Origin of the sequence: Pseudomonas sp., from assembly GCF_030150285.1 — a bacterium.
Taxonomy (GTDB): Bacteria; Pseudomonadota; Gammaproteobacteria; order Pseudomonadales; family Pseudomonadaceae; genus Aquipseudomonas.
The window spans coordinates 37,523-61,024 of record NZ_JASLGE010000063.1 but is presented as its reverse complement, the minus strand read 5'-3'; the positions used below and the strand labels follow the sequence as shown (position 1 = coordinate 61,024).

At 59.0% G+C, this 23,502-nt stretch carries 19 protein-coding genes; 10 read left to right on the top strand and 9 right to left on the bottom strand.

Annotated elements, in window-relative coordinates:
- Positions 1–117: 117 nt before the first annotated feature.
- A complete protein-coding gene (locus Q1W15_RS14325; RefSeq protein ID WP_300729627.1) occupies positions 118–1,551 on the top strand; it encodes an aldehyde dehydrogenase family protein in 1,434 nt (477 codons plus the stop codon).
- 234 nt (positions 1,552–1,785) lie between these two features.
- Positions 1,786–3,069: an OprD family porin gene (locus Q1W15_RS14320; protein ID WP_300729709.1), complete on the top strand. Its 1,284-nt coding sequence runs from the start codon at positions 1,786–1,788 to the stop codon at positions 3,067–3,069.
- Positions 3,070–3,238: 169 nt separating this feature from the next.
- On the opposite strand, the gene Q1W15_RS14315 is transcribed toward Q1W15_RS14320, so the two are convergent.
- On the bottom strand, positions 3,239–4,168 hold the full coding sequence (locus Q1W15_RS14315; RefSeq protein ID WP_300729624.1) for a LysR family transcriptional regulator: 930 nt from the start codon (positions 4,166–4,168) through the stop codon (positions 3,239–3,241).
- Between the two features lie 302 nt (positions 4,169–4,470).
- Here Q1W15_RS14315 and Q1W15_RS14310 point away from each other — a divergent pair, with 302 nt between their 5' ends.
- The 4 genes from Q1W15_RS14310 to Q1W15_RS14295 all read left to right on the top strand — a co-directional run bounded on the left by Q1W15_RS14310 (position 4,471) and on the right by Q1W15_RS14295 (position 9,598).
- On the top strand, positions 4,471–5,487 hold the full coding sequence (locus tag Q1W15_RS14310) for a 4-hydroxythreonine-4-phosphate dehydrogenase PdxA (protein WP_300729622.1): 1,017 nt from the start codon (positions 4,471–4,473) through the stop codon (positions 5,485–5,487).
- Between the two features lie 14 nt (positions 5,488–5,501).
- Positions 5,502–6,389 (top strand): NAD(P)-dependent oxidoreductase, encoded by an 888-nt coding sequence (locus Q1W15_RS14305; RefSeq protein ID WP_300729621.1) that lies wholly within the window; start codon positions 5,502–5,504, stop codon positions 6,387–6,389.
- Positions 6,390–6,453: 64 nt separating this feature from the next.
- Positions 6,454–7,755: an MFS transporter gene (locus Q1W15_RS14300; protein WP_300729620.1), complete on the top strand. Its 1,302-nt coding sequence runs from the start codon at positions 6,454–6,456 to the stop codon at positions 7,753–7,755.
- Positions 7,756–7,858: 103 nt separating this feature from the next.
- Entirely contained in the window at positions 7,859–9,598 is a 1,740-nt protein-coding gene (locus Q1W15_RS14295; protein WP_300729619.1) for an IlvD/Edd family dehydratase, read from the top strand.
- A gap of 566 nt (positions 9,599–10,164) precedes the next feature.
- On the opposite strand, the gene Q1W15_RS14290 is transcribed toward Q1W15_RS14295, so the two are convergent.
- The 8 genes from Q1W15_RS14290 to Q1W15_RS14255 all read right to left on the bottom strand — a co-directional run bounded on the left by Q1W15_RS14290 (position 10,165) and on the right by Q1W15_RS14255 (position 18,896).
- Positions 10,165–10,911 carry an XRE family transcriptional regulator gene (locus Q1W15_RS14290; RefSeq protein ID WP_300729617.1) on the bottom strand — a complete coding sequence of 249 codons (747 nt, stop codon included), beginning with the start codon at positions 10,909–10,911 and terminating at the stop codon, positions 10,165–10,167.
- Positions 10,912–11,143: 232 nt separating this feature from the next.
- Positions 11,144–11,671, bottom strand: a complete 528-nt coding sequence (gene ppa / locus Q1W15_RS14285; protein ID WP_131652069.1) for an inorganic diphosphatase — start codon at positions 11,669–11,671, stop codon at positions 11,144–11,146.
- 86 nt (positions 11,672–11,757) lie between these two features.
- Positions 11,758–12,573: a zinc-dependent peptidase gene (locus Q1W15_RS14280; protein WP_300729613.1), complete on the bottom strand. Its 816-nt coding sequence runs from the start codon at positions 12,571–12,573 to the stop codon at positions 11,758–11,760.
- A gap of 15 nt (positions 12,574–12,588) precedes the next feature.
- The gene (locus tag Q1W15_RS14275) at positions 12,589–13,236 is read right to left on the bottom strand and encodes a DedA family protein (RefSeq protein WP_300729611.1); all 648 of its coding nucleotides are present in this window, start codon (positions 13,234–13,236) and stop codon (positions 12,589–12,591) included.
- A 256-nt stretch (positions 13,237–13,492) separates the two neighbouring features.
- Positions 13,493–14,302 carry an ethanolamine ammonia-lyase subunit EutC gene (gene eutC / locus Q1W15_RS14270; RefSeq protein WP_300729609.1) on the bottom strand — a complete coding sequence of 270 codons (810 nt, stop codon included), beginning with the start codon at positions 14,300–14,302 and terminating at the stop codon, positions 13,493–13,495.
- Between the two features lie 2 nt (positions 14,303–14,304).
- A complete protein-coding gene (locus Q1W15_RS14265) occupies positions 14,305–15,705 on the bottom strand; it encodes an ethanolamine ammonia-lyase subunit EutB (protein WP_300729607.1) in 1,401 nt (466 codons plus the stop codon).
- A gap of 51 nt (positions 15,706–15,756) precedes the next feature.
- On the bottom strand, positions 15,757–17,205 hold the full coding sequence (eat, locus tag Q1W15_RS14260) for an ethanolamine permease (RefSeq protein ID WP_300729605.1): 1,449 nt from the start codon (positions 17,203–17,205) through the stop codon (positions 15,757–15,759).
- 170 nt (positions 17,206–17,375) lie between these two features.
- Entirely contained in the window at positions 17,376–18,896 is a 1,521-nt protein-coding gene (locus Q1W15_RS14255; protein WP_300729603.1) for an aldehyde dehydrogenase family protein, read from the bottom strand.
- 341 nt (positions 18,897–19,237) lie between these two features.
- On the opposite strand from Q1W15_RS14255, the gene Q1W15_RS14250 reads away from it, so the two are divergent.
- From Q1W15_RS14250 to Q1W15_RS14235, 4 genes are all read left to right on the top strand, one after another.
- Positions 19,238–21,139 (top strand): sigma-54-dependent Fis family transcriptional regulator, encoded by a 1,902-nt coding sequence (locus Q1W15_RS14250; protein ID WP_300729601.1) that lies wholly within the window; start codon positions 19,238–19,240, stop codon positions 21,137–21,139.
- Positions 21,140–21,237: 98 nt separating this feature from the next.
- Complete coding sequence (gene mpl, locus Q1W15_RS14245) at positions 21,238–22,587, top strand: UDP-N-acetylmuramate:L-alanyl-gamma-D-glutamyl-meso-diaminopimelate ligase (RefSeq protein WP_300729599.1); 1,350 nt, start codon at positions 21,238–21,240, stop codon at positions 22,585–22,587.
- Entirely contained in the window at positions 22,584–23,213 is a 630-nt protein-coding gene (gene ubiX, locus Q1W15_RS14240) for a flavin prenyltransferase UbiX (protein ID WP_300729597.1), read from the top strand. The genes mpl and ubiX overlap by 4 nt, the downstream gene beginning before the upstream one ends.
- Complete coding sequence (locus Q1W15_RS14235; RefSeq protein WP_300729595.1) at positions 23,206–23,493, top strand: YceK/YidQ family lipoprotein; 288 nt, start codon at positions 23,206–23,208, stop codon at positions 23,491–23,493. Before ubiX ends, Q1W15_RS14235 begins: the two co-directional genes overlap by 8 nt.
- The last annotated feature ends 9 nt before the right edge of the window (positions 23,494–23,502 follow it).

The following is a 23,502-nucleotide window of genomic DNA, read 5'->3' as shown; positions in this document are numbered from 1 at the left end:
CGATGAGCATGCTGCGCCCTCCGCGGGTTGCGCGCACATGCGATTGGTAACCGCGAGGCCATGCGCAGGCACGTTTGCCTCCTGGCCGACCTATTGCGTATCTCTGGAGCAATCACTATGAGCATGATGTTTATCAATGGTAAAAAAACACCGGCATCCAGTGGGCAGACAATCCCTGTTTACTCGCCGGTGACCGGAGAGGCCTACGCTGAAATCGGTCGCGGTTTGCCCGCGGATATCGATGCAGCGGTGGTCGCCGCCAGGGCTTCGCTGAGCGGCCCATGGGGTCAGTTCTCGGCCGCTGAACGCGGCAGGGTGCTGGTCCGCATCGGTCAGGGCGTGCTGGATCATATTGATGAGCTGTCGGCCATCGAAGCGAAAGATACCGGCAAGCCGCTTGCTCTGGCGCGCAAAGACATTGAAGCCCTGGCCCGCTACTTTGAATTTTACGGGGGGGCTGCCGACAAGGTGCACGGTGAGGTCATCCCTTACCTGTCGGGTTATTCCGTCAGTGTGGTGCGTGAACCTTGCGGTGTTGTGGGTCATATCATTCCTTGGAACTACCCGGCTCAGACCTTGGGCCGCACCTTGGCTCCCGCACTGGCCACCGGTAATGCGTCGGTTATCAAACCGGCTGAAGACGCGTGCCTGACGGCCCTGCGCGTGGCTGAAATTGCCCATGAGGCCGGGCTGCCGGCGGGTGCGTTGAACATCGTCACCGGCTTTGGCCGCGAAGCCGGTGCGGCACTGGCGGGGCACCCCGGCATCAACCTGATCACCTTCACCGGCTCGCCTGAGGTGGGGATTGCGATTCAGACAGCGGCGGCTACCCACTATGTGAAATGCGTGCTGGAGTTGGGCGGCAAATGCCCTCAGGTGGTTTTCGACGATGCTGACCTGGACAAGGCGGTGCCGATTCTGGTCGGTGCCATTATCCAGAACGCTGGCCAGACCTGCTCTGCGGGCAGCCGGGTGTTGATCCAGCGGTCGATTTACGACAAAGCGGTCAAGCTGATCGCCGAACGCTTTTCGCACATGCGTGTTGGCTTGCCAGAAACCAACCCGGATTGTGGGCCGATCATCACCAAAGCGCAGTACGGCCGTGTTCAGCAGTTCATCAAGGAATGTGAAGACTCGGGGCTACCGGTACTGGCCCGCGCTCAAATGGACGCTGACCTGCCTCAGGCCGGTTATTACGTGCGCCCGGTGGTCTTCGGCCCCGTTCCTCGTGACCACAAGCTTGCCCATGAAGAGGTCTTTGGGCCGGTGTTGGCGGTGCTGCCGTTTGACGATGAGGATGATGCTGTCGCACTGGCCAATGGCACGGATTATGGCCTGGTCGCCTCCGTATGGACAGAAAATGGCGGTCGTCAGCAGCGCATGGCAAGACGGCTCGAAGGCGGTCAAGTGTTCATTAACTGCTATGGCGCAGGCGGCGGTGTTGAATTGCCATTCGGGGGTATTCGCAAGAGCGGGCATGGCCGCGAGAAAGGCCTTATGGCGATGGACGAATTCATCGTGACCAAGACGGTGGTCAACCACTTCGAATAATGGGCTCAAGTTGTTGCGCAGGGCACCTGGCGTTAACCGCGATGGCTTGATGTTGGGGGAGCGGTCGCCGCGGTTAAACCTCTAAGTGTTGTATGCGGCCTTAGTGTCAAGGAACTAAAGGTGTTCTGGCGACCCACTGTTTTACCCACAGGGGTTGTCAGGGCCGGTTGTAAGTTGTGCTTTAACAATAAAAATAACGGAGCGTTAAAAGTGGGCAGTAAACATATCGTTTTAATGGTCGGTCTGGGCACTATTGCATTAAGCAGCCAGGCGAATGCTGATTTTCTGGGTGACAGTAAAGCCACGCTGGGAATCAGGAACTTCTACTTCAATAATGACAACCGCGATGGGGCCGCTGCGCCTTCAAAAACTGAAGAGTGGGCACAAGGTTTCATGCTCGATTACAAGTCGGGTTACACCGAAGGCACGGTAGGCTTCGGCGTGGATGCGCTGGGCATGGTCGGCATCAATCTGGACAGCGGCAAAGGGCGTCATGTAGGCAGCACCATGATTCCGTCTAACCGCGACGACCGTGCCGTCGACGACTGGAGCCGGTTGGGCGTGACCGCCAAAGTCAAAGTGTCGAACACCGAAATGCGCTACGGCACGCTGATTCCGAAATTGCCGATCCTGGTTGCCAACGATGGGCGTCTGCTTCCGCAAACGTTCGAGGGTGGCCAAATCACCTCGAATGAGATCAAGGGGCTGACCCTGACCGGTGGCCGGATCAACCATGCCACTGGGCGTGGTTCGAGTGATCAGACAGGCCTGGCCGTTTCGGGCGGGACGCGCGAAAGCAATCAGTTCTACTTTGCCGGTGGTGATTGGAGCGTTAATAAAGACCTGCTGGCTCAGTACTACTATGCCAACCTTGAGAACTACTACAGCCAGCATTTCCTGGGGTTGATTCACACGCTCTCGATTTCAGACGACCAGTCGTTGAAAACCGACTTGCGCTACTTCAAGACAGACTCTTCGGGCAGAAACAGCTCCGGCACCTCTGGCTACAGAATTGGCGGTTACACCAAAAACGGTGACGGCGAGATCGACAACCGTACCTGGAGTGCAGCGTTTATCTACTCACTTGGGGCCCATGCAATTACAGCGGGTTACCAGAGTGTCTCGGATGGCAGTAACTTCACCCAACTGAACCAGGGCAGCCTGGTTGACAAGGGCGCGGGTGGTGCCAGCAACTACCTGTATACCGACCGCCTGATCCAGAGCTTTACCCGAGCGGGTGAGCGTACTGTTTTTGGTCAATACGCCTATGACTTCGTGGCACTGGGTGTGCCGGGCCTGAAAGCCTCGGTCATGTACTTGTCCGGTGACAACATCAAGACCACCTCGGGCGATCGCCAGAAAGAGTGGGAACGTGATATCAGCCTGGACTACGTCCTGCAGAGCGGTGCGCTCAAGGGTGTCGGGTTTAGCTGGCGCAACGGCAAGTCCAACAGTGACGCCAGCCGTAACCAGGATCAGAACCGGGTCTTTGTCAGCTACAGCATTCCACTGCTCTAAGCGGCCAGCCTTGAGCTGAGCCGTTGAATGATTAAGGGCGCGGTCGAAACAGGCGTGCTCGTGTAAAAAGGGATTGGCATAGGTGCCAGACGGGTCTCTTTTCCTCAGCGCTGACAGGTTTGTCAGCGCTTTTTTTTGCTTGGGTTTCTGGTGAACTGCGCCGGCTGTTCTAGGGCGTGTAACCACTGATTTGCACCGCGAAACTGTTCGCGGCGCTAGACAGAGGGCGGTCCTGACGATGGATGAGGTAGATGGGCGGGACCCGGATGGGCAAATCCAGCGGTAGAACCCCCAGTACGCCAAGCCGCGCATAGTGGCGAGCCAGGGAGGCGGGCATGATTGCCACCATGTCCGAACACTCCAGCAGTGCAGTCGTCGCAATGGTGGAGGCGGTTTCAGTGATATTCAGGCGCTTGCTGACCCCAGCTTCGCCCAGCGCGGCGTCGAAACGCAGGCGTTGCGGTGAGCCGTGAGGTTGAAGAATCCAGGAAGCCCCCATCAAGTCATTGAAGGTGATTCGTGCGCGTTGCAGCAGTGGGTTGTCGTGTCGCGTCACGGCCACCAACCCCTCTTGTAGCAGCGGCTGGATCTCATAATCGCCCTGGTTGAACCCTTCCGTTAAACGGCCCAATACCAAGTCCACTTCACCGCGCGCCAGTTGGTGGATCATCAGATCGCTGGTGTCCACCGTGATGGATACCGCGACTTTAGGGTGGCGTCGCTTGTATTCCGCCAAGGCCGGGGCAACCAATTCGGTGACCGCCCCAGGCACACTTCCGATGCGCAAGGTTCCCCGCAAACCGGAACTGATCGCCTGTAATTCTTCCCGAGCGGCACTGAAGTCGGCCATCACACTGCGCGCGTAACGAACCACGATTTCACCGTGAGGTGTAGGCGACATGCCGCGCGGCTGGCGCTCGAAGAGGGCGACGCCAAAGCTGTCTTCGGCTTGTTGCAATAACTTGCTGGCCGCCGGCTGGCTGATGTTCAAGGCCATGGCCGCGCGGCCCAGATTGCGCTCGGTATCCAACAGGCTCAACAAGGCCAGTTGGCGGGTGCGCAGGCGAAGCAACAAGGCGAGATCGGTAGGTGGGTTCATGCTGTGACTATACACAAAAGTATATGGATCGCTGACGAGATTCGATTGGTTTCATATGGCTTGGCTGTTTAGCCTGTCTGCAGATCAATAATAACGCTGGAGCACCACCGTGACTCTGAAAGCCCTCCTCGTGTTGCCCCCTGCGCCCTTATTACATCTTTCGTTTTTCAAGGCCTGTGCCTTGACCCTTTCTGCACCCCGGCTGGCCACCACGGTCAACGTTTGAACCCTCGTGAGGGCTGCCCCAGGCATGCCTTTTACCGTGGGGCGGCCTGCCCTGAATACTTTGAAATGGAGCTTGTATGAACACTCAACGACCGACGCTCGCGATCTTGTTGGGCGACCCTGCAGGGGTTGGCCCGGAAATGGCTGTCAAAATGCTGGCCCGTGAGGCCAACCTTGAAGCCGCCAACCTGCTGATTGTCACCGACCCGGTGATGCTCGCGGATGCCCAGCGCATTACCGGGATTGATCTCAATGCACTTGTGGTGCACGACCTCGACAGCATTCGCTTCGAGCCGGGCAGGCCCACGGTGCTGGCCCTGGATGTGCTACAGGGGCAATCACCTCCTTTGGGCCAATGCACCCTTGAGGCAGGGCGTGCGTCCTTCGAGACCATGGAAGTGGCCCTGACAGCCGTTAACCGGGGGCTGTGCCACGGCATCCTGTTTGCGCCGCTGAACAAGCACTCCCTGCGCCTGGGAGGGCTGGCCGAGGAAGACGAACTGCGCCACATGCAAAAGCGCTTTTGTGTTCCGGGGTTCGTCTGTGAATTCAACATTACCGACAACCTCTGGACATCAAGGGTGACGTCCCATGTCCCCGTGCGTGAAGTGGCGGACCTGATCACACAGGAAGGTGTAGTGGACGCTGTGCAGATCCTCCATTCGGCGTTGACCCAAGCCGGTATCGAGCGCCCGCGAATAGCCGTTTCAGCACTCAACCCCCATGCCGGCGACGGCGGTTCGATCGGCCTGGAAGAAATTGAGGTGATCGCGCCTGCCATTGAAAAAGCCAAGGCCATGGGCCTGGATGCGCGCGGGCCTTTCTCACCTGACACGGTCTTTATTGCTGCACGTCGTGGCGACTTTGATGCCGTGGTATCGATGTTCCACGATCAGGGGCAAATAGCCATGAAACTGATGGGGTTCGACAACGGCGTGACCCTGCATGGGGGGTTGCCGGTGCCGGTGGCCACCTCTGCCAGTGGCAGCGCGTTTGATATCGCCGGGCGTGGCATCGCCAATATCGAAGGGCTGCAACAAGCGTTCAATATTTGTGTGCGCATGGCCAAGGCCCATCGGCAAGCGGCCCGCTAAGGGCGGAGGTGGTGATGTTGAATATTACTTTCTTGGGAACCGGCCTCATGGGGGCCCCCCAGGCGCGGTGCTTGTTGGCCGCGGGTTTTCCTGTGCGGGTATGGAACCGCAGCGCGGCCAAGGCGCAGGCACTTGTCGCGCACGGCGCGCTATGGGCCGCGACCCCCGTAGAAGCCGTCAGCGGAGCCGAGGTGGTGGTCTGCATGCTGGAGAATGGCGAGATCGTCAGCGAGGTGTTGTTCGACAGCGGTGTCGCCCAAGCGCTGGCTCCGGGTGCCGTGGTCATCGACATGAGTTCGATCAAGCCTCAGCAGGCCCGTGACCACGCGAGCAGGTTGCTTGAGCGCGGTATCCATCACCTCGACGCCCCGGTTTCGGGCGGTGTTTCGGCGGCTGAGCAAGGTGGCCTGGCCATTATGGTGGGGGGTGAGCCCTCGGTTTTCAGTCGCGTACAGGCCGTTCTGCACGCCATGGGCAACCCCACGCTGGTGGGGCCGCACGGCTCGGGGCAGTTGGCCAAACTGGCGAACCAGATCATCGTCGGGATTAACATCGCGGCGGTGTGTGAGGCCCTGCAAATGGTTGCGCGTGGCGGTGCCGACCCTGCTCTGGTCCGCCAGGCCATTCGCGGGGGGTTCGCTCAAAGCCGCGTGTTGGAGCTTCATGGTCAACGGATGATCGAGCGTGATTTCACGCCCCGAGCGCGGGCCACTATGCAGCTCAAAGATCTGGATAACGCCCTTGAGTCGGCCAGCGAATCATGTTTCCAAACACCTCTAACCCACTTGGTGCGCGACCTGTTCGCTGACCTGGTGCTGCGAGAAGGGGACGTTGATCACAGTGCGCTGTGGTTGCAGTTCGAACACCTTAACGGTCCCGACATTAAAACCTTTAGCCCATAACAGTAAACCCGTGTGCCAGCGCCTTCGGGCAGCCCGACAATATTAATAACAAGGTGATATGGCAATGACCAACAAGATACCCAAGATAAGCCGATACATCCTCGCGATCATGTGCGCGATGTCTTTCATCATGTACCTTGATCGCGTCAATCTTTCCGCTTCTGCCGGCCTTATTCGAGATGATTTGGGGCTCAGCAATACCGACCTGGGTCTTATATTCGCTGCGTTCGCTTATACCTATGCCATATTCCAGGTTATTGGTGGGTGGCTCAGTGATCGGCTGGGTGCCAAGAAAACATTATTGGTGTGCGCCTCGATCTGGACCATCGCAACGCTGGCCACCGGTTTTTCTGGCGGCCTCGTGTCGCTGGTGCTGGCGCGCATGTTGCTGGGCGTGGGTGAGGGAGCAGCCTTGCCTGCCCAGGCCAAAGCCATGTCGGCCTGGTTTCCTACCAGCCAGCGCGGGTTTGTTCAGGGGCTGACCCACTCGTTTTCCCGGTTGGGCAATGCCCTGACGCCCCCGTTGGTGGCCATGTTGGTCGCGGTCGGCTCCTGGCGCAGCTCGTTCTTGATCGTGGGCGTGTTGACCGCTGTGTGGCTGGTGATCTTCGCGTGGTATTTCCGTGATAACCCGCGCAAGCATCCCGGCATGACCAAGACCGAGGAAGCCCTTTTACCGGTTGAAAGTGTGATTGCGGCCTCGGCGGTTCGGGAGCCGACGCCTTGGGTGCGCCTGCTCAAGCGTATGGGGCCGACCATGGGGGTGTATTTCTGCTACGGCTGGAGCGGATGGTTGTTCTTCACCTGGTTGCCAACCTTTTTCATGCACGGTCGCGGGCTTGATCTCAAAAGCTCTGCATTGTTTTCGGCGGGTGTTTTTCTCTCCGGTGTGGTGGGTAACACGGTCGGCGGCTTGCTCAGCGATCGTATTTTCAAGCGCACGCACAATCTGGTGGCGGCACGCCGCAACGTCATCATCCTCGCCTTTAGTGGGGCGCTGATTTTCCTTATACCGGTGATGATGGTCGATTCACTGTTCGTGATGGCGGCCTGCCTGAGCCTGGCATTCTTCTTCCTGGAACTGACCATTGCCCCGATCTGGGCTGTTCCGATGGACATCACCTCGAAACACATCGGCATAGCCGCCGGCCTGATGAACTCGGGTTCTGCCGTTGCGGGCATTCTCTCGCCCATCATCTTCGGCTATGTGGTGGATAAAACCGGTAACTGGACGCTGCCCTTTGCCGGCTCGTTATGCCTGTTGGGCATAGGCATTGTTCTGACATTCTTCATTCGGCCCGATATCAAACTTGAAGCCGAGCCCGAAATAACTCATGGCTCCGCACATCCCGCAGTAGGGCACTGATATTAATAAAGACCGGCGTCTATAACCGGATACCCAACGCTAAGTTGTTCGATTAATCCCGTTTAAGGTTGGGCGAACAACATTCTAAATAAAGAGAACCGCGATGACTGAGTTCAAAAGAGCCTTGCGTTCAGCGCAATGGTTTGGCACGTCTGATAAAAATGGTTTCATGTATCGCAGTTGGATGAAGAATCAGGGTATTCCCGATCATGAGTTTCAAGGCAAACCCATTATTGGTATTTGTAATACATGGTCTGAGTTGACGCCTTGTAATGCGCATTTCCGCAAAATAGCCGAGCATGTCAAGAAAGGGGTATTGGAGGCGGGCGGGTTTCCAGTGGAGTTCCCGGTGTTCTCCAGTGGCGAATCGAATTTGCGCCCCACAGCCATGCTCACCCGCAACCTGGCGAGCATGGATGTGGAAGAGGCTATCCGGGGTAACCCCATTGATGCCGTCGTGCTGCTGACCGGGTGTGACAAGACCACCCCCGCACTGCTGATGGGGGCGGCCAGCTGCGACGTGCCCGCCTTGGTGGTGACCGGCGGGCCGATGCTCAACGGCAAGCACAAGGGTAAGGACATCGGCTCCGGCACCGTGGTGTGGCAGATGCATGAGGCCTATAAGGCAGGCCAGATCAGCCTGGACGAGTTTCTGTCAGCGGAGTCGGGCATGTCTCGTTCGGCGGGCACGTGCAACACCATGGGCACGGCGTCCACCATGGCTTGCATGGCCGAAGCGCTGGGGACTTCATTGCCCCATAACGCCGCCATCCCAGCTGTCGACTCGCGCCGCTATGTCCTGGCCCATCTGTCCGGCATGCGGATTGTCGACATGGTGAAAGATGACATGCGCCTGTCCAAAGTGCTGACCAAAGCGGCTTTTGAAAACGCCATCAGCGTCAATGCGGCCATCGGCGGCTCCACCAACGCCGTGATCCACCTCAAGGCGATTGCCGGCCGTATCGGGGTGGCGTTGGGCCTGGAAGACTGGACCCGTATTGGCCGTAATGTACCGACCCTGCTAGACCTGCAACCCTCCGGGCGCTTTCTGATGGAAGACTTCTACTATGCCGGGGGCTTGCCCGCCGTGATTCGGCGTTTGGGCGAAGCCGGGCTTTTGCCCAACCCGGATGCCTTGACCGTTAACGGTAAAAGCCTGTGGGAAAACTGCCAGCAGGCACCGCAATACAACGACGAGGTTATTCGCCCGCTCGACAATCCGTTGGTGGCAGATGGAGGGTTGTGTATTTTGCGCGGCAATCTTTCGCCGCGTGGCGCGGTGCTAAAACCGTCTGCGGCGACGCCGGCGTTGATGCAACACCGGGGTCGTGCCGTGGTGTTCGAGAACTTTGATGATTACAAAGCCCGTATTGGCGACCCGGACCTGGACGTAGACGAAAACTGTGTGCTGGTCCTCAAGAATGCGGGCCCGAAAGGCTACCCCGGCATGGCAGAGGTTGGAAACATGGGGTTGCCTCCCAAACTGCTGGCCAAAGGCATCACTGACATGGTGCGTATTTCTGATGCCCGCATGAGCGGCACCGCCTACGGCACGGTGGTTTTGCACGTGGCCCCTGAAGCGGCGGCGGGTGGCCCGCTCGCGGCGGTGCGCAATGGCGACATCATTGAAGTGGACTGTGCCGGTGGCCGCCTGCACCTGGAGATCAGTGATGCAGAACTGCAAGAGCGCCTGAAAACACTTCAGCCAGACACCCGTGCACCCCTGTTCACGAGCGGCTATGCGAGCCTTTACATCGACCGCGTCTTACAGGCCGATGAAGGCTGCGACTTTGACTTTCTCGTCGGCTGTCGCGGCTCAGCAGTGCCGTCCCACTCTCACTGAGGGTGGCGTTGCTGAGCGGCACACAGGCCTTGGTGTGCGGCTCAGGCAATGGGCGACTCCAGCAGAGGAGGCCCACTGCTTCACCGTCTACGCGTTCGCGTGTCGTGGCCAACTAACCCCGCACACAGGATTTGGTTTGTCCTCGGCACAAGCGGCCGCTAGCCCGTCATTGAATTGATGAGACCGTATTCAATTGCAGCGCTGAATCACGGTAAGACTGTGTGGGGGTCACAGCCAGCGTTTCGCCCGAATGAATGGCCAACTCATGGGTGGCGGGGCAATGCGGGTGCGCTACACAAGGCCCTTATTATTTGCTGGATGTTCAGGCATTAAAAAGCCGGCTTGTGGCCGGCTTCTCGGGGGCGGGTTTGGTTTGTTTTTGGCAAACCGTGCTCGCCTGCAATCGGTACATCCCGTGCGTGGCGGCCAGGTGTTGGGGTTTTTGCCCTTTAACCAGGCCTGCGTTGAGGCGCAGGGGTGTTTAAGTGCGGCGAAGCATACGGGGTATTGGCGGTTTTTCCCAGCGAAAAACCGATATCGGGTGTTCTATAAGCCGTCTCGGCTGCCTAGTGTTCCAGTGTGTTGGGCACAGGCGGGCGCGGGTTGTTCACGGTGGACCACCAAAATACCCAGCCCAGTATGCGTAGGCCTTGTTCTTCTTTTTGCCGGGCGCTGAAGAGTTCGTCCGGGTATTCCTGGTCGTTGTGGCTGCGCAAGCGCAGGCCGTTGTTGGGCAGGCGATAGGCGTATTTGATCCACAGCATGCCGTCCAGTTCAAGGGCGTAAATTTCGCCATCCACTATTTGGGTCAAGCTGCGATCAATCGCCACGGTCGACCCTTCCTTGATCTTGTGCGCCATGCTGTTGCCGATCATGGGCGCGCACATGGCTTGGTCAGGGCTGACGTTCACGGCACTCAGGATCGAGCTGCTCAGTTGAACGGAGCAGCCCGGTATTTCAGCGACCAGGGTTTTAGTCCCGCAGGTGCTCAGCACTTCACTGTAAAACGGAACGTTGACCGTGCCGGTACCTGTGGTCGTGCCGTTGATGCTGGGCTTTGGGTAAAGCGTCGGTGCTCGCGCCGTATCGTTCACGATAGGTGTTCCAGGGTGCTTGGTGCCTTCACCTGTGCGTAGCCACCGGCTATTGACGCACAGCAGTTCAGCGATTTCGTCCAGACGTGCCATGGGGATGCCGCGCTTGAACCAGTTATTGACGTGCTGCGGCGTAACGCGGCGATTGGCCGCGAAGTCCGAGGCGGATAAACGGCACTCTCGAAGGAGTGTTCTGAGGCGATCACCGGATGTATTCATGAACGAGGAGTTTACGGACTAGTCCGACTCGTTTAAATAAACCAAACGTTCAAAAAAACCCAAAGAAGATAGGACGTTTCTGAGGTGTGCAGAGGAAATTTCCTGCTCTTCTATAACGTGTATTTGTGAGTGATGAACAGGCTGTTTCGAGGTGTTTAAGCAGGCGTAAAAAAACCCCGGTGAACCGGGGTTTTTATGTTTGAGCAGGCGGTCGTTGCCTGTTCAGCAGCGCTTAGCCTTTGTAGGCCGCAACCGACTTCATAATCTCGGTGCGAGCGGCTTCTGCGTCGCCCCAACCGTCGATCTTCACCCATTTGCCTTTTTCGAGGTCTTTGTAGTTCTCGAAGAAGTGCTGGATCTGCTGGATCAGCAGAGGTGGCAGGTCGGTGTACTCTTTGACGTCAACGTACAGTTGGGACAGCTTGTCGTGCGGGACTGCAACCACTTTGGCATCGCCGCCGCCGTCGTCGGTCATGTGCAGAATGCCAACCGGGCGCGCGCGGATAACGGAACCGGGTGCGACCGGGTAAGGGGTCACGACCAGTACGTCGAGGGGGTCGCCGTCGTCAGCCAAGGTGTTTGGGATGAAGCCGTAGTTGGCGGGGTAGAACATCGGGGTTGCCATGAAGCGGTCAACGAACAGGCAGTCGCTGTCTTTGTCGATTTCATATTTGATCGGCGCGTGGTTAGCCGGGATCTCGATAGCGACGTAGATGTCATTCGGCAGGTCTTTGCCAGCCGGAATCTTGCTGTAGCTCATTGGGCGGTGCCCCCGTTGTAGGCCAGTTTACTTGGCCGATGTGGCCAAAAAGTGGCGGCGATTATAGGCGTATTAGTATTACGGCGTCACGCTTGGGCAGCGCGGTAGTGCGGGTGTTCATTTTGCAATTGGGTGAGACGCGCCAGCGGGTCCTGGCGATAAAACAGGCCAAGTTGCTGATAAACCTTCGGATAGACAGCGTTCAGCAGGTCGGGCGCACTGAAAAAGTACTCGCTGGTGACCGCAAAAAACTCGGCCGGGTTTTCGGCCGCGTAAGGGTCAATCGGAGCGTGGTCGGCGGCGTGATGGTCGAGGTAGTTATTGAGGTGGTCGAAGGCCTGTTGCATGGCCTGCGTCCAGTCACTGATGACCATGTGCGGGTGCAGCGGCGGCATGCCGTTGGCAGCACCGTTGAGCATGTCCAGCTTGTGCGCCAGTTCGTGGATCACCAGGTTGTAGCCTTCCCAGCCACCACTGCTGAGTACGCCGGGCCAGGCCAGCACGACTGGGCCGTGCTGCCAGGCCTCACCGCTGTGCGTGCCTTGCCATTCGTGTTCAACACCACTGGAGTCGCGATGGCGCTGGGGGCTGATGAAGTCATCGGGGTACAGCACAATTTCGTGAAACCCCTGATACCAGTCCAGATCCCCGAGGTTGAGCAGCGGCAGTTGCGCCTGCGCGGCCAGCAATAGCTGGCCTTCATCGGTGAGTTCTACGCCGGGCATGGGCGTCAGGTGTTTGTTCTGCAGAAACAACACGCTGTGTTCAAGCAGCCATTTGTCCTGTTCGTCGGTCAGGCCGTCGAGGATACTCAGGTGCTGGCGCACCTCATGCCAAAGGTCGGGCGCGACCGGGTGTTGCGCCAGAATCCGCTGGCGCCGCCATTCACTTAAAGACCACATGGTGATGTGTCCTGATCAGGCCTTGGAAGGGGTACGCCCCATGCGGCTACGGATGACGCCAATAATCATCGGTACCAGCGACAACAGGATGATGCCTACGACCAGCAATGACAGGTTGCTCTTGATAAACGGAACGTTACCGAAGAAGTAGCCCAAGGTCACCAGACCGCCGACCCACAAGATGGTGCCAAACACGCTGAACATAAAGAAGCGTGGGTAGAACATGCGCGCCACACCGGCCACAAACGGCGCGAAGGTGCGGAAAATGGGCAGGAAGCGCGCCATAGTCACTGTTTTACCGCCATGACGTTCGTAGAAGTCGTGGGTTTTTTCCAGGTAATCGCGGCGGAAGATCTTGGAGTCCGGGTTGCTGAACAATCGTTCGCCGGCCGTTCGCCCAATGACGTAGTTGGTACTGTCACCCAGAATCGCGGCCAACATGAGCAAGCCGCCCAGCAGCACCGGGTCCATGCCACCGCCCGCCGCTACGGCACCTGCGATAAACAGCAAGGAATCACCCGGCAAGAAGGGCATAACCACCAGACCGGTTTCACAAAAGATCACCAGAAACAGGATGGCGTAGATCCACGGCCCGTAATTGGTTACCAGCAAATCGAGGTACACATCGAGGTGCAAGATAATGTCGATCGGGTTGAAATCCATGTAAAGCACCTGTGTTGATGACCCGACTCAGCAGGCCTGTGCGGGGAGGAGGGGTATTTAACTACAAGCAATGTAGTTTTTTCGTACATTTTGAATGGGAGGGATTATACGGATTGCCGCGAACTCTGCAGGCGGAGTTTGTAGCGAAGCATGTATTGCCCGTCGCAATTGAGGGTGAAAGGGGGCAGGAGCAGGCGCTTCAAGGTTGCAAGCCGTGGAGTTTCAACCGCCTGCTCCTTGAAGGGGCCTTAGTTGTTTACTCGCCTTTAAGCAGGAAGTTTTCATTCGGCACGTTTGATTCGAGGGTTTGCACCTGGGCTTCGTCTTTCAGGTTGACCCCGGACAATTGGCGGCGGCAGGCCTCGCGCATCAAGTAAGCCAGCCGGTGAGCGGCCATGCCATAGCTCAAACCTTCGAGCCGTACGTTCGAGATGCAGTTGCGATACGCATCGGTCAGGCCGATTTTGGGTGCGTAAGTGAAGTACAGGCCCAAGCTGTCAGGTGAACTGAGGCCGGGACGCTCGCCAATGAGCATGACCACCATACGCGCACCCAACAGTTCGCCCACTTCATCGGCCACCGCGACCCGCCCCTGTTCCACCAGCACCACCGGCGACAGGCTCCAGCCTTCAGTGCGGGTGTGTTCTTCCATGCGGGCCAAAAAGGCCAGTGTGTGACGATGAACCGCGAGTGCCGATAGACCGTCCGCGACCACGATAGCCACATCGACTCCGCCGGGGTTGGCCAGGGCGTGGTCGCGCAGGGTTTGCACGGACGCGTCATTGAGCATGCGCCCAAGGTCCGGTCGCTGCAGGTAACGGTGACGGTCGGGGGCTGCGCTGTGCAGCAATAGCGTGTCGTGCCCGCGCTCGGCCAGTTGTTGGCTCAAGCCCGCGTGATCAAAGGGTAAATGCACCGCATCACGGGCCTGGGCGTGGGCAAACTGAAAATCCAGCTGTGCCTGGGTTGGCAGGCTGGTGCCGGTACGCCCCAAGGCAATACGCGCAGGCGTCAGGCGGCGCAGTTCGCGCCATGGGTTCAGGCTGTCGGTGGGGGTGTCGCTCATGGTTATCGCCCTCCCAAGTGGGCCAGCGCCTGACGGAAGGCGGGTGGCAGTTGATGGCCGAATTCAATCCGGCCATCGGTCTGGGTGAAAATGCCGACCTTGCTCAACCACTGCTCAAACTCGGGGGCTGGTTTGAGGCCCAGGGTTTTACGGGCATACAAGGCGTCATGAAACGATGTGGTCTGGTAGTTGAGCATAATGTCGTCCGACCCTGGAATGCCCATGATGAAGTTGATCCCGGCCACACCCAGCAAGGTGAGCAAGGTGTCCATATCGTCCTGATCCGCCTCGGCGTGGTTGGTGTAACAAATGTCGCAACCCATCGGCACGCCCAGCAATTTGCCGCAGAAGTGATCTTCAAGCCCGGCGCGGATGATCTGTTTGCCGTTGTACAGGTATTCGGGGCCAATAAAGCCGACCACAGTGTTGACCAAAAACGGCTTGAAATGCCGCGCCACGGCGTAGGCCCGGGTTTCGCAGGTTTGCTGGTCCATGCCAAAGTGCGCGTTGGCCGACAGGGCGCTGCCCTGGCCGGTTTCGAAATACATCAGGTTATTGCCCAGCGTGCCACGATTAAGGCTCAAGCCGGCCTCGTAGCCTTCCTGCAGCACATTGAGGTTGATGCCGAAACTGGCGTTGGCCGCCTCTGTACCGGCAATGGACTGAAACACCAGGTCCAGTGGCACGCCGCGGTTAATCGCTTCGATGGAGGTGGTGACGTGGGTCAGCACGCAGGATTGCGTGGGGATCTCGTAGCGCTGAATGATGGCGTCGAGCATTTTTAGCAGGTCGCAAATGGAGGCGATGCTGTCTGTGGCCGGGTTGATGCCGATCATGGCGTCGCCGTTGCCGTACAACAGGCCGTCCAGGGTGCTGGCAGCGATGCCGGCGGGGTCGTCGGTGGGATGGTTGGGTTGCAGGCGGGTTGAGAGCCGCCCGCGCAGCCCCATCGTGCCGCGAAAGCGGGTGATGACGCGGATCTTCTGCGCCACCAGGACCAAGTCTTGAACGCGCATGATCTTCGACACGGCGGCCGCCATTTCCGGGGTCAGCCCAGGGGCCAACGCCCGCAGGCTGTGTTCATCGGCACCATCACTGAGTAACCAGTCCCGAAAGCCGCCCACGGTCAGGTGGCTGACAGGCGCGAAAGCGGCGGCGTCATGGCTGTCGATGATCAGCCGGGTCACCTCATCGGTTTCGTAAGGAATCAGCGCTTCTTGCAGGAAGTGTGATAGCGGGATATCAGCCAGTGCCATTTGCGCCGCGACGCGTTCACCGTCGTTTTGCGCCGCGACACCCGCCAGAAAGTCCCCGGAACGAGCTGGGCTGGCCTTGGCCATGACGTCTTTCAGGCTGTCAAAACGGTAGGTCTGTGTGCCTGCCGCGTGAGAAAAAATGGCCATACAAGGGCTCCTTAACGCCAGGTGCCGGGCACCTGGCGGGACACTCAGCGGTTAGTGCAAGGTTTTCTCGGCCTGTTGAATGGCCGCGAATTCTTCTTCCGGTGTGCCGGCCACCAAGTGGTGGCGACTGTAGAACGCGAAGTACGCAATTAATACGCCATAGATCACCGCCGCGCCAACCACCACGCGAGGGTCTACCAGGAACCCGGCGACCACGGCAACGCAGGCCAGCACCAACGCGATGCCTGATGTGAAGATACCGCCCGGTGTGCGGTACGGACGCTCCATTTTGGGGCGGCGGATACGCAAGGTGATGTGCGCGGCCATCATCAACACATAAGAGATCGTTGCGCCAAATACCGCCACCAGAATCAGCAGGTCGCCCTGGCCGGTCAGTGACAGGCCAAAGCCGATAATGCCGGGGATGATCAGGGCCAGCACCGGCGCTTTGCTCTTATTGGTTTCTGACAGCTTACGTGGCAAATAACCTGCACGGGACAGGGCGAAGATCTGACGCGAGTAGGCATAAATGATCGAGAAGAAACTTGCGATCAAGCCCGCCAATCCCACCAGGTTCACGAAGCCGCCCATCCAGGTCGAGCCGCCGTAGGCTTTGCTCAGCGCTTCCACCAGCGGGTTGCCCGAAGCCATGAGATGATGCGCGCCCGCGCCGCCAGGGCCGATCACCAGAATCAGCAGAGCGAAGGTCGCCAGTACCAGCATCGCGCCGATCAGTCCGCGTGGCAGGTCGCGCTTGGGGTTTTTGGTTTCTTCGGCAGCCAACGGCACACCTTCTACGGCGAGGAAAAACCAGATGGCATAAGGAATGGCGGCCCACACGCCGACATAGCCGAATGGCAGAAACGGGCTGGCCCCTTTGGCTTGCGTGACCGGAATGTCCAGCAGGTTGGCGACGCTGAAGTGCGGCACCATCGCCACCAGGAATACGCCCAGCGCAATGGCGGCCACGGCGGTGATGATGAACATCAGCTTGAGCGCCTCACCCACCCCAAAAATGTGGATGCCGATAAAGATGATGTAGAACGCCAGATAGATCATCCAGCCGCCAATCCCGAACAGCGACTCGCAATACGCACCAATAAAGACCGCAATGGCAGCCGGGGCGATGGCGTATTCGATCAGGATCGCCGTGCCGGTCAGAAAACCGCCCCAGGGCCCGAAAGCACTGCGGGCGAAGCCGTAGCCACCTCCGGCGGTGGGGATCATGGATGACAGCTCGGCCAGCGAAAAACACATGCACAAGTACATGGTTGCCATCAGCAATGTGGCGATAAACATCCCGCCCCAGCCGCCTTGGGCCAGGCCGAAGTTCCAGCCGGCGTAGTCACCGGAAATCACATAGGCCACGCCCAGGCCCACCAGCAGGACCCAGCCCGCAGCACCTTTTTTCAGTTCTCGTTGTTGGAAATATTCGGAGCCAACCTTTTCAAAGTCGACAGAAGACGGAGCCGCTGGTGCGGCAATCGGTTCGCTTGGCATGTGCAGTCACCTGTTCTTTTATAATTTTAGAAATCATGACGAGGCGTAAAGCAAGAGCCGGGCCAGAAGGCCCGATATAGAGCGTTTTTAACGGTAGGTGCGAGCTCGCTCGCGGTCTTTTTATCGTTAAGAGACCGTCGAGCAAGCCCGCCCCAACAAGGGGTAAAGCGTTAGAAGAAGCCCAACGGGTTGATGTCGTAGCTCACCAGCAGGTTTTTGGTCTGTTGGTAATGGTCGAGCATCATTTTGTGGGTTTCACGGCCGACACCGGACTTCTTGTAGCCCCCGAACGCGGCGTGTGCCGGGTACAGGTGGTAGCAGTTGGTCCATACACGACCGGCCTTGATGGCGCGGCCCATGCGGTAGGCACGGTTGATATCACGGGTCCACAGGCCGGCACCCAGGCCGAACTCGGTGTCGTTGGCAATGGCCAGCGCTTCGGCTTCGTCCTTGAAGGTGGTGATGCTGACCACCGGGCCAAAGATTTCTTCCTGGAACACGCGCATTTTGTTGGTGCCCTTGAGCAGCGTCGGCTGGATGTAATAGCCGGTTGCCAGGTCGCCTTCGAGTTTGGCCACTGCGCCGCCGGTCAGCAGTTCAGCGCCTTCGTTTTTGGCGATCTCAAGGTAGGACAGGATTTTATCGAATTGCTGCTCGGACGCCTGAGCGCCGACCATGGTGTCGGTGTCCAGCGGGTCGCCGCGCTTGATGGCCTCAACCTTGCGCATCACCACTTTCATGAAGTCGTCGTAGATCGATTCCTGTACCAGTGCACGGGATGGGCAGGTGCACACTTCACCTTGGTTGAAGAAGGCCAGGACCAGGCCCTCAGCGGCTTTTTCAATAAAGGCCGGCTCGGCTTGCATGATGTCAGCGAAGAAAATGTTCGGCGACTTGCCGCCCAACTCAACGGTCGACGGGATGATGTTTTCCGCTGCACATTTCATGATGTGTGCGCCGACAGGCGTTGAGCCGGTGAACGCGATTTTGGCGATGCGCTTGCTGGTGGCCAGTGCCTCGCCTGCTTCTTTGCCGAAGCCCTGCACCACGTTCAGCACGCCCGGCGGCAGCAGGTCGCCGATCAGTTCCATAAACACGGTGATGCTCAGCGGCGTTTGTTCGGCCGGCTTGAGCACGATGCAGTTGCCAGCGGCCAGGGCGGGTGCCAGCTTCCAGGCGGCCATCAGCAGCGGGAAGTTCCACGGAATGATCTGCCCGACCACGCCCAGGGGTTCGTGGATGTGATAGGCCACAGTGTTGCCATCGATCTCGGCGGCGCTGCCTTCCTGGGCGCGGATGCAACCGGCGTAGTAACGGAAGTGATCGGCGGCCAGCGGCACGTCGGCGTTCAGGGTTTCGCGCACGGCTTTGCCGTTGTCCCAGGTTTCGGTGACGGCCAGCAATTCGAGGTTTTGTTCAATACGGTCTGCGATTTTCAGCAGGATCAGCGAGCGAGCCTGAACAGAGGTCGCGCCCCAGGCATCGGCAGCGGCATGAGCGGCATCCAGGGCCTTTTCAATGTCTTCGGCAGTGGAACGAGGGAACTCAGCGATGGCCTTGCCGTTCACCGGTGACGTGTTGGTGAAGTACTGACCTTTGACGGGTGCCACGAATTCGCCGCCAATGTAGTTACCGTACTGGCTCTTGAACGAGACGATAGAGCCTTCAGTACCGGGTTGTGCGTAACGCATGGTGTGTCTCCTGGCTTTTTGTGCTTATGGGAGGACGCGCTGTGGCGCTGCCCTGGACTGGAGCAAGGGCTGGGCCACATTTATTAAATCCTTTAAATTCAATGGCCTGCGATTTTGTTGCGCGATAGTGTGCAACGTGAGTGTCACTGGGGTGACACAGTGCCAGTGACACTTTGTGCCATAAACGGTACAGGTCATGACCCGTGAGTCAGCTCCCCATTGCAATGCAGTGGGCGCAGGAGGATGCTGGCCTTTCGGTTTGGATTGGCCTGGCGGCTATGCGGGGTGAGTGGGCCCCTGGCAGGGTTGAAGCGGGCGTGACAGAGCGGAGCACACTAACAATGCACAGCACGGATTTGAGTCGGCATGCCCGGCAAGTCTTGGATATCACGCAGGGCCGTCCCCAAGGCTGCGACCCTTCTATTGTTCGCTCCTGGCAACGCTGCCTGGAGGACTACCACCTCGACCCCGCGCACACTATGGCCCCCACCGTACTTGAACACGGCCGCATCCTTGAGGGCCGCGAACGCTTGCAGCAGGTGCTGCAAATTGCCGGGCATGAAATGAACAGCCTGCATCAGCAGCTTTCGGGGGCCGGGCATGCGGTGTTGCTCACCGATGCCCGCGGCGTCATCCTCAATTGCGTCACCGCACCCGCCGAGCGCACCGTGTTCGAGCGGGCTGGTCTATGGCTCGGTGCAGACTGGAGCGAAGCGCGGGAAGGCACCAACGGTATTGGTACCTGTGTGGTCGAGCGCCAGGCGCTGACCATCCACCAGAACGAACACTTTCGCGGTCGTCATACGGGGCTGACCTGTACGGCCAGCCCTGTATTCGACCCGCGCGGTGAGTTGTTGGCAGTGCTTGATGTGTCGTCGGCGCGCCATGTGGCCTCTGGCCAGAGCCCATTTCACACCCTGGCACTGGTCAACCTGTCGGCCCGCCTGATTGAAAACAGCTATTTTATGCGCCACGTCGAGCACCAGTGGTTGCTGCGCTTTCATGTGCAGGCGGACGCTGCGGGGCTGTTCACGGAAGGCCTGTTGGCGTTTGATGGCGATGGCGTGATCAGTGCGGTCAACCAGAGTGCGCTGAGTTTGTTGGGGTATATGCGCAGCGCTTTGGTGGGCCAGCCGGTGACGCATGTCTTTGATTGCCCCAGCGATGAACTGTTCGCCCGTGCCAGCCCCCAAGCCAGCGCCAGTTGGCCGCTGCGCACCCGGGAGGGTCGGCAACTCTATGCGACATTGCGCGGCCAGCCTCGTACCGCATTGGTGCCCGTAACCCCTGTCGCGCAGCAGGCACCGCGCTTGAGCGGCATTTGCCTGGGCGATGTCGCCTTGCAAACGGATTTTCGCCGTGCGCTGCGTGTGTTCGAGCGGGATGTGCCGCTATTGATCAATGGCGAAACGGGCTCGGGCAAAGAGGCGTTTGCCAAGGCCGTGCACCAGGCCAGTCAGCGCAGCAGCAAGGCGTTTGTTGCGCTCAATTGTGCAGCCATTCCGGAAAGCCTGATCGAAAGCGAACTGTTCGGTTATCGCGGCGGCAGTTTCACCGGCGCGCGCAAGGACGGTATGCAGGGCAAGCTGCAACAGGCGGATGGCGGCACGCTATTTCTGGACGAAATTGGCGATATGCCACTGGTGCTGCAAACCCGCCTGTTAAGGGTGCTGGAAGACCGAATGGTGGTGCCGATTGGCGGCGAACCGCAGGCCGTCAATGTGCGAATTGTGAGCGCGACGCACCGCAACCTGCTGGAGCGGGTTGCGGATGGCAGCTTTCGTGAAGACTTGTTTTACCGCCTTAACGGCCTGGAAGTGGCGTTGCCCGCATTACGCGAGCGGACCGACAAGTCGCAACTGTTGGACTTTTTACTGGCCGAAGAGGCTGCGGGCCAGCACCTGTTACTGAGCCGTCAAGCGCGCCAGGCCTTGTTGGATTTCCAGTGGCCTGGCAACGTGCGTCAGTTGCGCAATGTGTTGCGCACGCTGGCGGCGCTGTGCGAAGGCGAGGTGATTGAATTCGCTGACTTGCCGATTGCCATTCGTCAGGCCCCCGGCGCGGCGGCGTTGAAGGTGCAACACCCGCTGGAAGGGGCTGAAAAACAAGCTCTGCTGGCCGCGCTGGAGCAGCACCGCTGGCACATGACCCAGACCGCGCAACAGTTGGGGGTGAGCCGCAACACCCTGTATAGAAAATTGCGCAAGCATGGGATTAAAACAGCGGCGAGCGCCAGGCAATAAGCCGCAAGTAAAAGCAGGTACCTCGTAAGGCTTCAGCGTGCCGCTTGCAGCTGGCGACTTAAAAACCTACCCTTCGCCGATGATTTTCGAGGTCATTTATGCACATTCATATTCTGGGTATTTGCGGCACTTTCATGGGGTCGCTGGCTGTTCTGGCCAAGGAACTGGGCCATCATGTGACCGGTTCCGACGCTAACGTCTACCCGCCAATGAGCACCCAACTGCAAGCTCAAGGTATTGAGTTGACCCAGGGCTATGACCCGGTGCAACTCGATCCTGCCCCCGATGTGGTGGTGATCGGCAATGCTCTGTCGCGGGGCAACCCGGCAGTTGAGTACGTGCTCAATAAAGGGCTGCCTTATGTCTCTGGCCCGCAATGGCTGGCTGACCATGTGCTGCAAGGCCGCTGGGTGCTGGCGGTGGCCGGTACGCACGGTAAAACCACCACCAGCAGCATGCTGGCCTGGGTGTTGGAACACGCGGGCATGGCCCCGGGTTTCCTGATCGGTGGCGTACCGCAGAACTTTGCCGTGTCGGCCCGCCTGGGCGATACGCCGTTCTTTGTGGTGGAAGCCGATGAATATGACAGCGCGTTCTTCGACAAGCGTTCAAAGTTTGTTCATTACCGCCCGCGTACCGCGATCCTGAATAATCTGGAATTCGATCACGCTGACATCTTCCCGGACTTGCCGGCGATTGAGCGTCAATTCCACCATTTGGTGCGCACCATTCCCAGCGAAGGCCTGGTGATTCATCCCACCACGGAACCTGCGCTGCAGCGTGTGATTGAGATGGGCTGCTGGACTCCGGTGCAGACCACGGGCGTTGATGGCCAATGGCAAGCTCGCTTGCTGAGCGATGACGGCTCGCGGTTTGAGGTGTTGTTCGACGGTGCCGTGCAAGGCACGGTTGAGTGGGACATGACCGGCCAACACAACGTGGCCAACGCGCTGGCGACTCTGGCTGCCGCCCGTCATGTGGGCGTGGTGCCGAGCCTGGCCATTGACGGCCTGAGCGCGTTCAAAAGCGTAAAACGGCGTATGGAGAAAGTGGCGCAGGTGCGCGGCATCACGATCTATGACGACTTTGCCCACCACCCGACGGCCATTGCCACCACACTCGACGGCCTGCGCAAGCGCATTGGTGACGCCCCGCTGATTGCCGTGATTGAGCCGCGCTCCAACTCCATGAAGCTGGGTGCACACCGTGACGGTTTGCCGGGCAGCGTGGTCCAGGCGGATCACGTGGTGTGGTATGCGCCGGGCAATCTGGGCTGGGACCTGGCCGCGACCGTGGCGTCGAGCCCGGTGTCCACGCAAGTCTGCGATTCGCTGGAGGCCATTATTGCGGATGTGAAAAACCGGGTGAGGCCGGGCACTCACGTGGTCATCATGAGCAACGGCGGGTTTGGCGGGTTGCACGGTAAATTGGCGGACGCCCTGCAATGAGCGGCCCTGAACGCATCACCCTGGCCGTGACCGGCGCGTCAGGCATGCCCTACGCGCTACGGCTGCTCGATTGCCTGGTACGCGAAGACCGTGAGGTGCACTTCCTGATTTCCAAGGCGGCGCAACTGGTGTTGGCGACCGAAACGGATGTCGTGCTTCCGCCTAAACCACAGGCCATGCAGACCTTTCTGACCGAATACACCGGCGCTGCGGCCGGGCAAATTCGGGTGTATGGCAAGGAAGACTGGATGTCGCCGGTGGCTTCAGGCTCCGGCGCGCCGGCGGCGATGGTGGTAGTGCCGTGCTCCACGGGTACGCTATCGGCCATCGCGACCGGGGCCTGCAATAACCTGGTAGAGCGGGCTGCCGACGTGACCCTTAAAGAGCGTCGCCAATTGATTTTGGTGCCGCGCGAAGCGCCGTACTCCAGTATTCACCTGGAGAACATGCTCAAACTCTCGAACATGGGCGCAATTATTTTGCCTGCCTCGCCAGGGTTTTATCACCAACCGCAAACCATCGACGACCTGGTGGACTTTGTGGTGGCGCGCATTCTTAACCTGCTCAACATCCCGCAAGACATGCTCCCGCGTTGGGGCGAGCACCATGTGGGCGGCGATGAATAAGGCGCTGCTGGCTCTGTTGGTTGTGTTTCAGCTCGGCGGCTGCGCCAGCGTTCGAACGCTGAACGCGGCCAAGCCGGGGGCACCCATTGTGTATTCGGGCACTCGGCTGGACCTGTATGCGTTGCAGGGCGGTTGTTGCGCTCAAGACCGCTTTGGCGCCGAAGCCCCGCGTTACCCTGGCCTGGATTTACCCGCCAGTGCCTTGCTCGACACCGTGGTGCTGCCGTTGTCGGTCTTGACGGTGTTGGGTGTAGGGTTTCAGGCCCACGGTGGGTTGTAGGCAACCTGT

Excerpts from the sequence above, each read along its gene's own strand:
- Q1W15_RS14325 (WP_300729627.1), top strand. The coding sequence starts at position 118 with ATGAGCATGATGTTTATCAATGGTAAAAAAACACCGGCATCCAGTGGG.
- Q1W15_RS14320 (WP_300729709.1), top strand. The coding sequence starts at position 1,786 with ATGGTCGGTCTGGGCACTATTGCATTAAGCAGCCAGGCGAATGCTGAT.
- Q1W15_RS14315 (WP_300729624.1), bottom strand. The coding sequence starts at position 4,168 with ATGAACCCACCTACCGATCTCGCCTTGTTGCTTCGCCTGCGCACCCGC.
- Q1W15_RS14310 (WP_300729622.1), top strand. The coding sequence starts at position 4,471 with ATGAACACTCAACGACCGACGCTCGCGATCTTGTTGGGCGACCCTGCA.
- Q1W15_RS14305 (WP_300729621.1), top strand. The coding sequence starts at position 5,502 with ATGTTGAATATTACTTTCTTGGGAACCGGCCTCATGGGGGCCCCCCAG.
- Q1W15_RS14300 (WP_300729620.1), top strand. The coding sequence starts at position 6,454 with ATGACCAACAAGATACCCAAGATAAGCCGATACATCCTCGCGATCATG.
- Q1W15_RS14295 (WP_300729619.1), top strand. The coding sequence starts at position 7,859 with ATGACTGAGTTCAAAAGAGCCTTGCGTTCAGCGCAATGGTTTGGCACG.
- Q1W15_RS14290 (WP_300729617.1), bottom strand. The coding sequence starts at position 10,911 with ATGAATACATCCGGTGATCGCCTCAGAACACTCCTTCGAGAGTGCCGT.
- ppa (WP_131652069.1), bottom strand. The coding sequence starts at position 11,671 with ATGAGCTACAGCAAGATTCCGGCTGGCAAAGACCTGCCGAATGACATC.
- Q1W15_RS14280 (WP_300729613.1), bottom strand. The coding sequence starts at position 12,573 with ATGTGGTCTTTAAGTGAATGGCGGCGCCAGCGGATTCTGGCGCAACAC.
- Q1W15_RS14275 (WP_300729611.1), bottom strand. The coding sequence starts at position 13,236 with ATGGATTTCAACCCGATCGACATTATCTTGCACCTCGATGTGTACCTC.
- eutC (WP_300729609.1), bottom strand. The coding sequence starts at position 14,302 with ATGAGCGACACCCCCACCGACAGCCTGAACCCATGGCGCGAACTGCGC.
- Q1W15_RS14265 (WP_300729607.1), bottom strand. The coding sequence starts at position 15,705 with ATGGCCATTTTTTCTCACGCGGCAGGCACACAGACCTACCGTTTTGAC.
- eat (WP_300729605.1), bottom strand. The coding sequence starts at position 17,205 with ATGCCAAGCGAACCGATTGCCGCACCAGCGGCTCCGTCTTCTGTCGAC.
- Q1W15_RS14255 (WP_300729603.1), bottom strand. The coding sequence starts at position 18,896 with ATGCGTTACGCACAACCCGGTACTGAAGGCTCTATCGTCTCGTTCAAG.
- Q1W15_RS14250 (WP_300729601.1), top strand. The coding sequence starts at position 19,238 with ATGCACAGCACGGATTTGAGTCGGCATGCCCGGCAAGTCTTGGATATC.
- mpl (WP_300729599.1), top strand. The coding sequence starts at position 21,238 with ATGCACATTCATATTCTGGGTATTTGCGGCACTTTCATGGGGTCGCTG.
- ubiX (WP_300729597.1), top strand. The coding sequence starts at position 22,584 with ATGAGCGGCCCTGAACGCATCACCCTGGCCGTGACCGGCGCGTCAGGC.
- Q1W15_RS14235 (WP_300729595.1), top strand. The coding sequence starts at position 23,206 with ATGAATAAGGCGCTGCTGGCTCTGTTGGTTGTGTTTCAGCTCGGCGGC.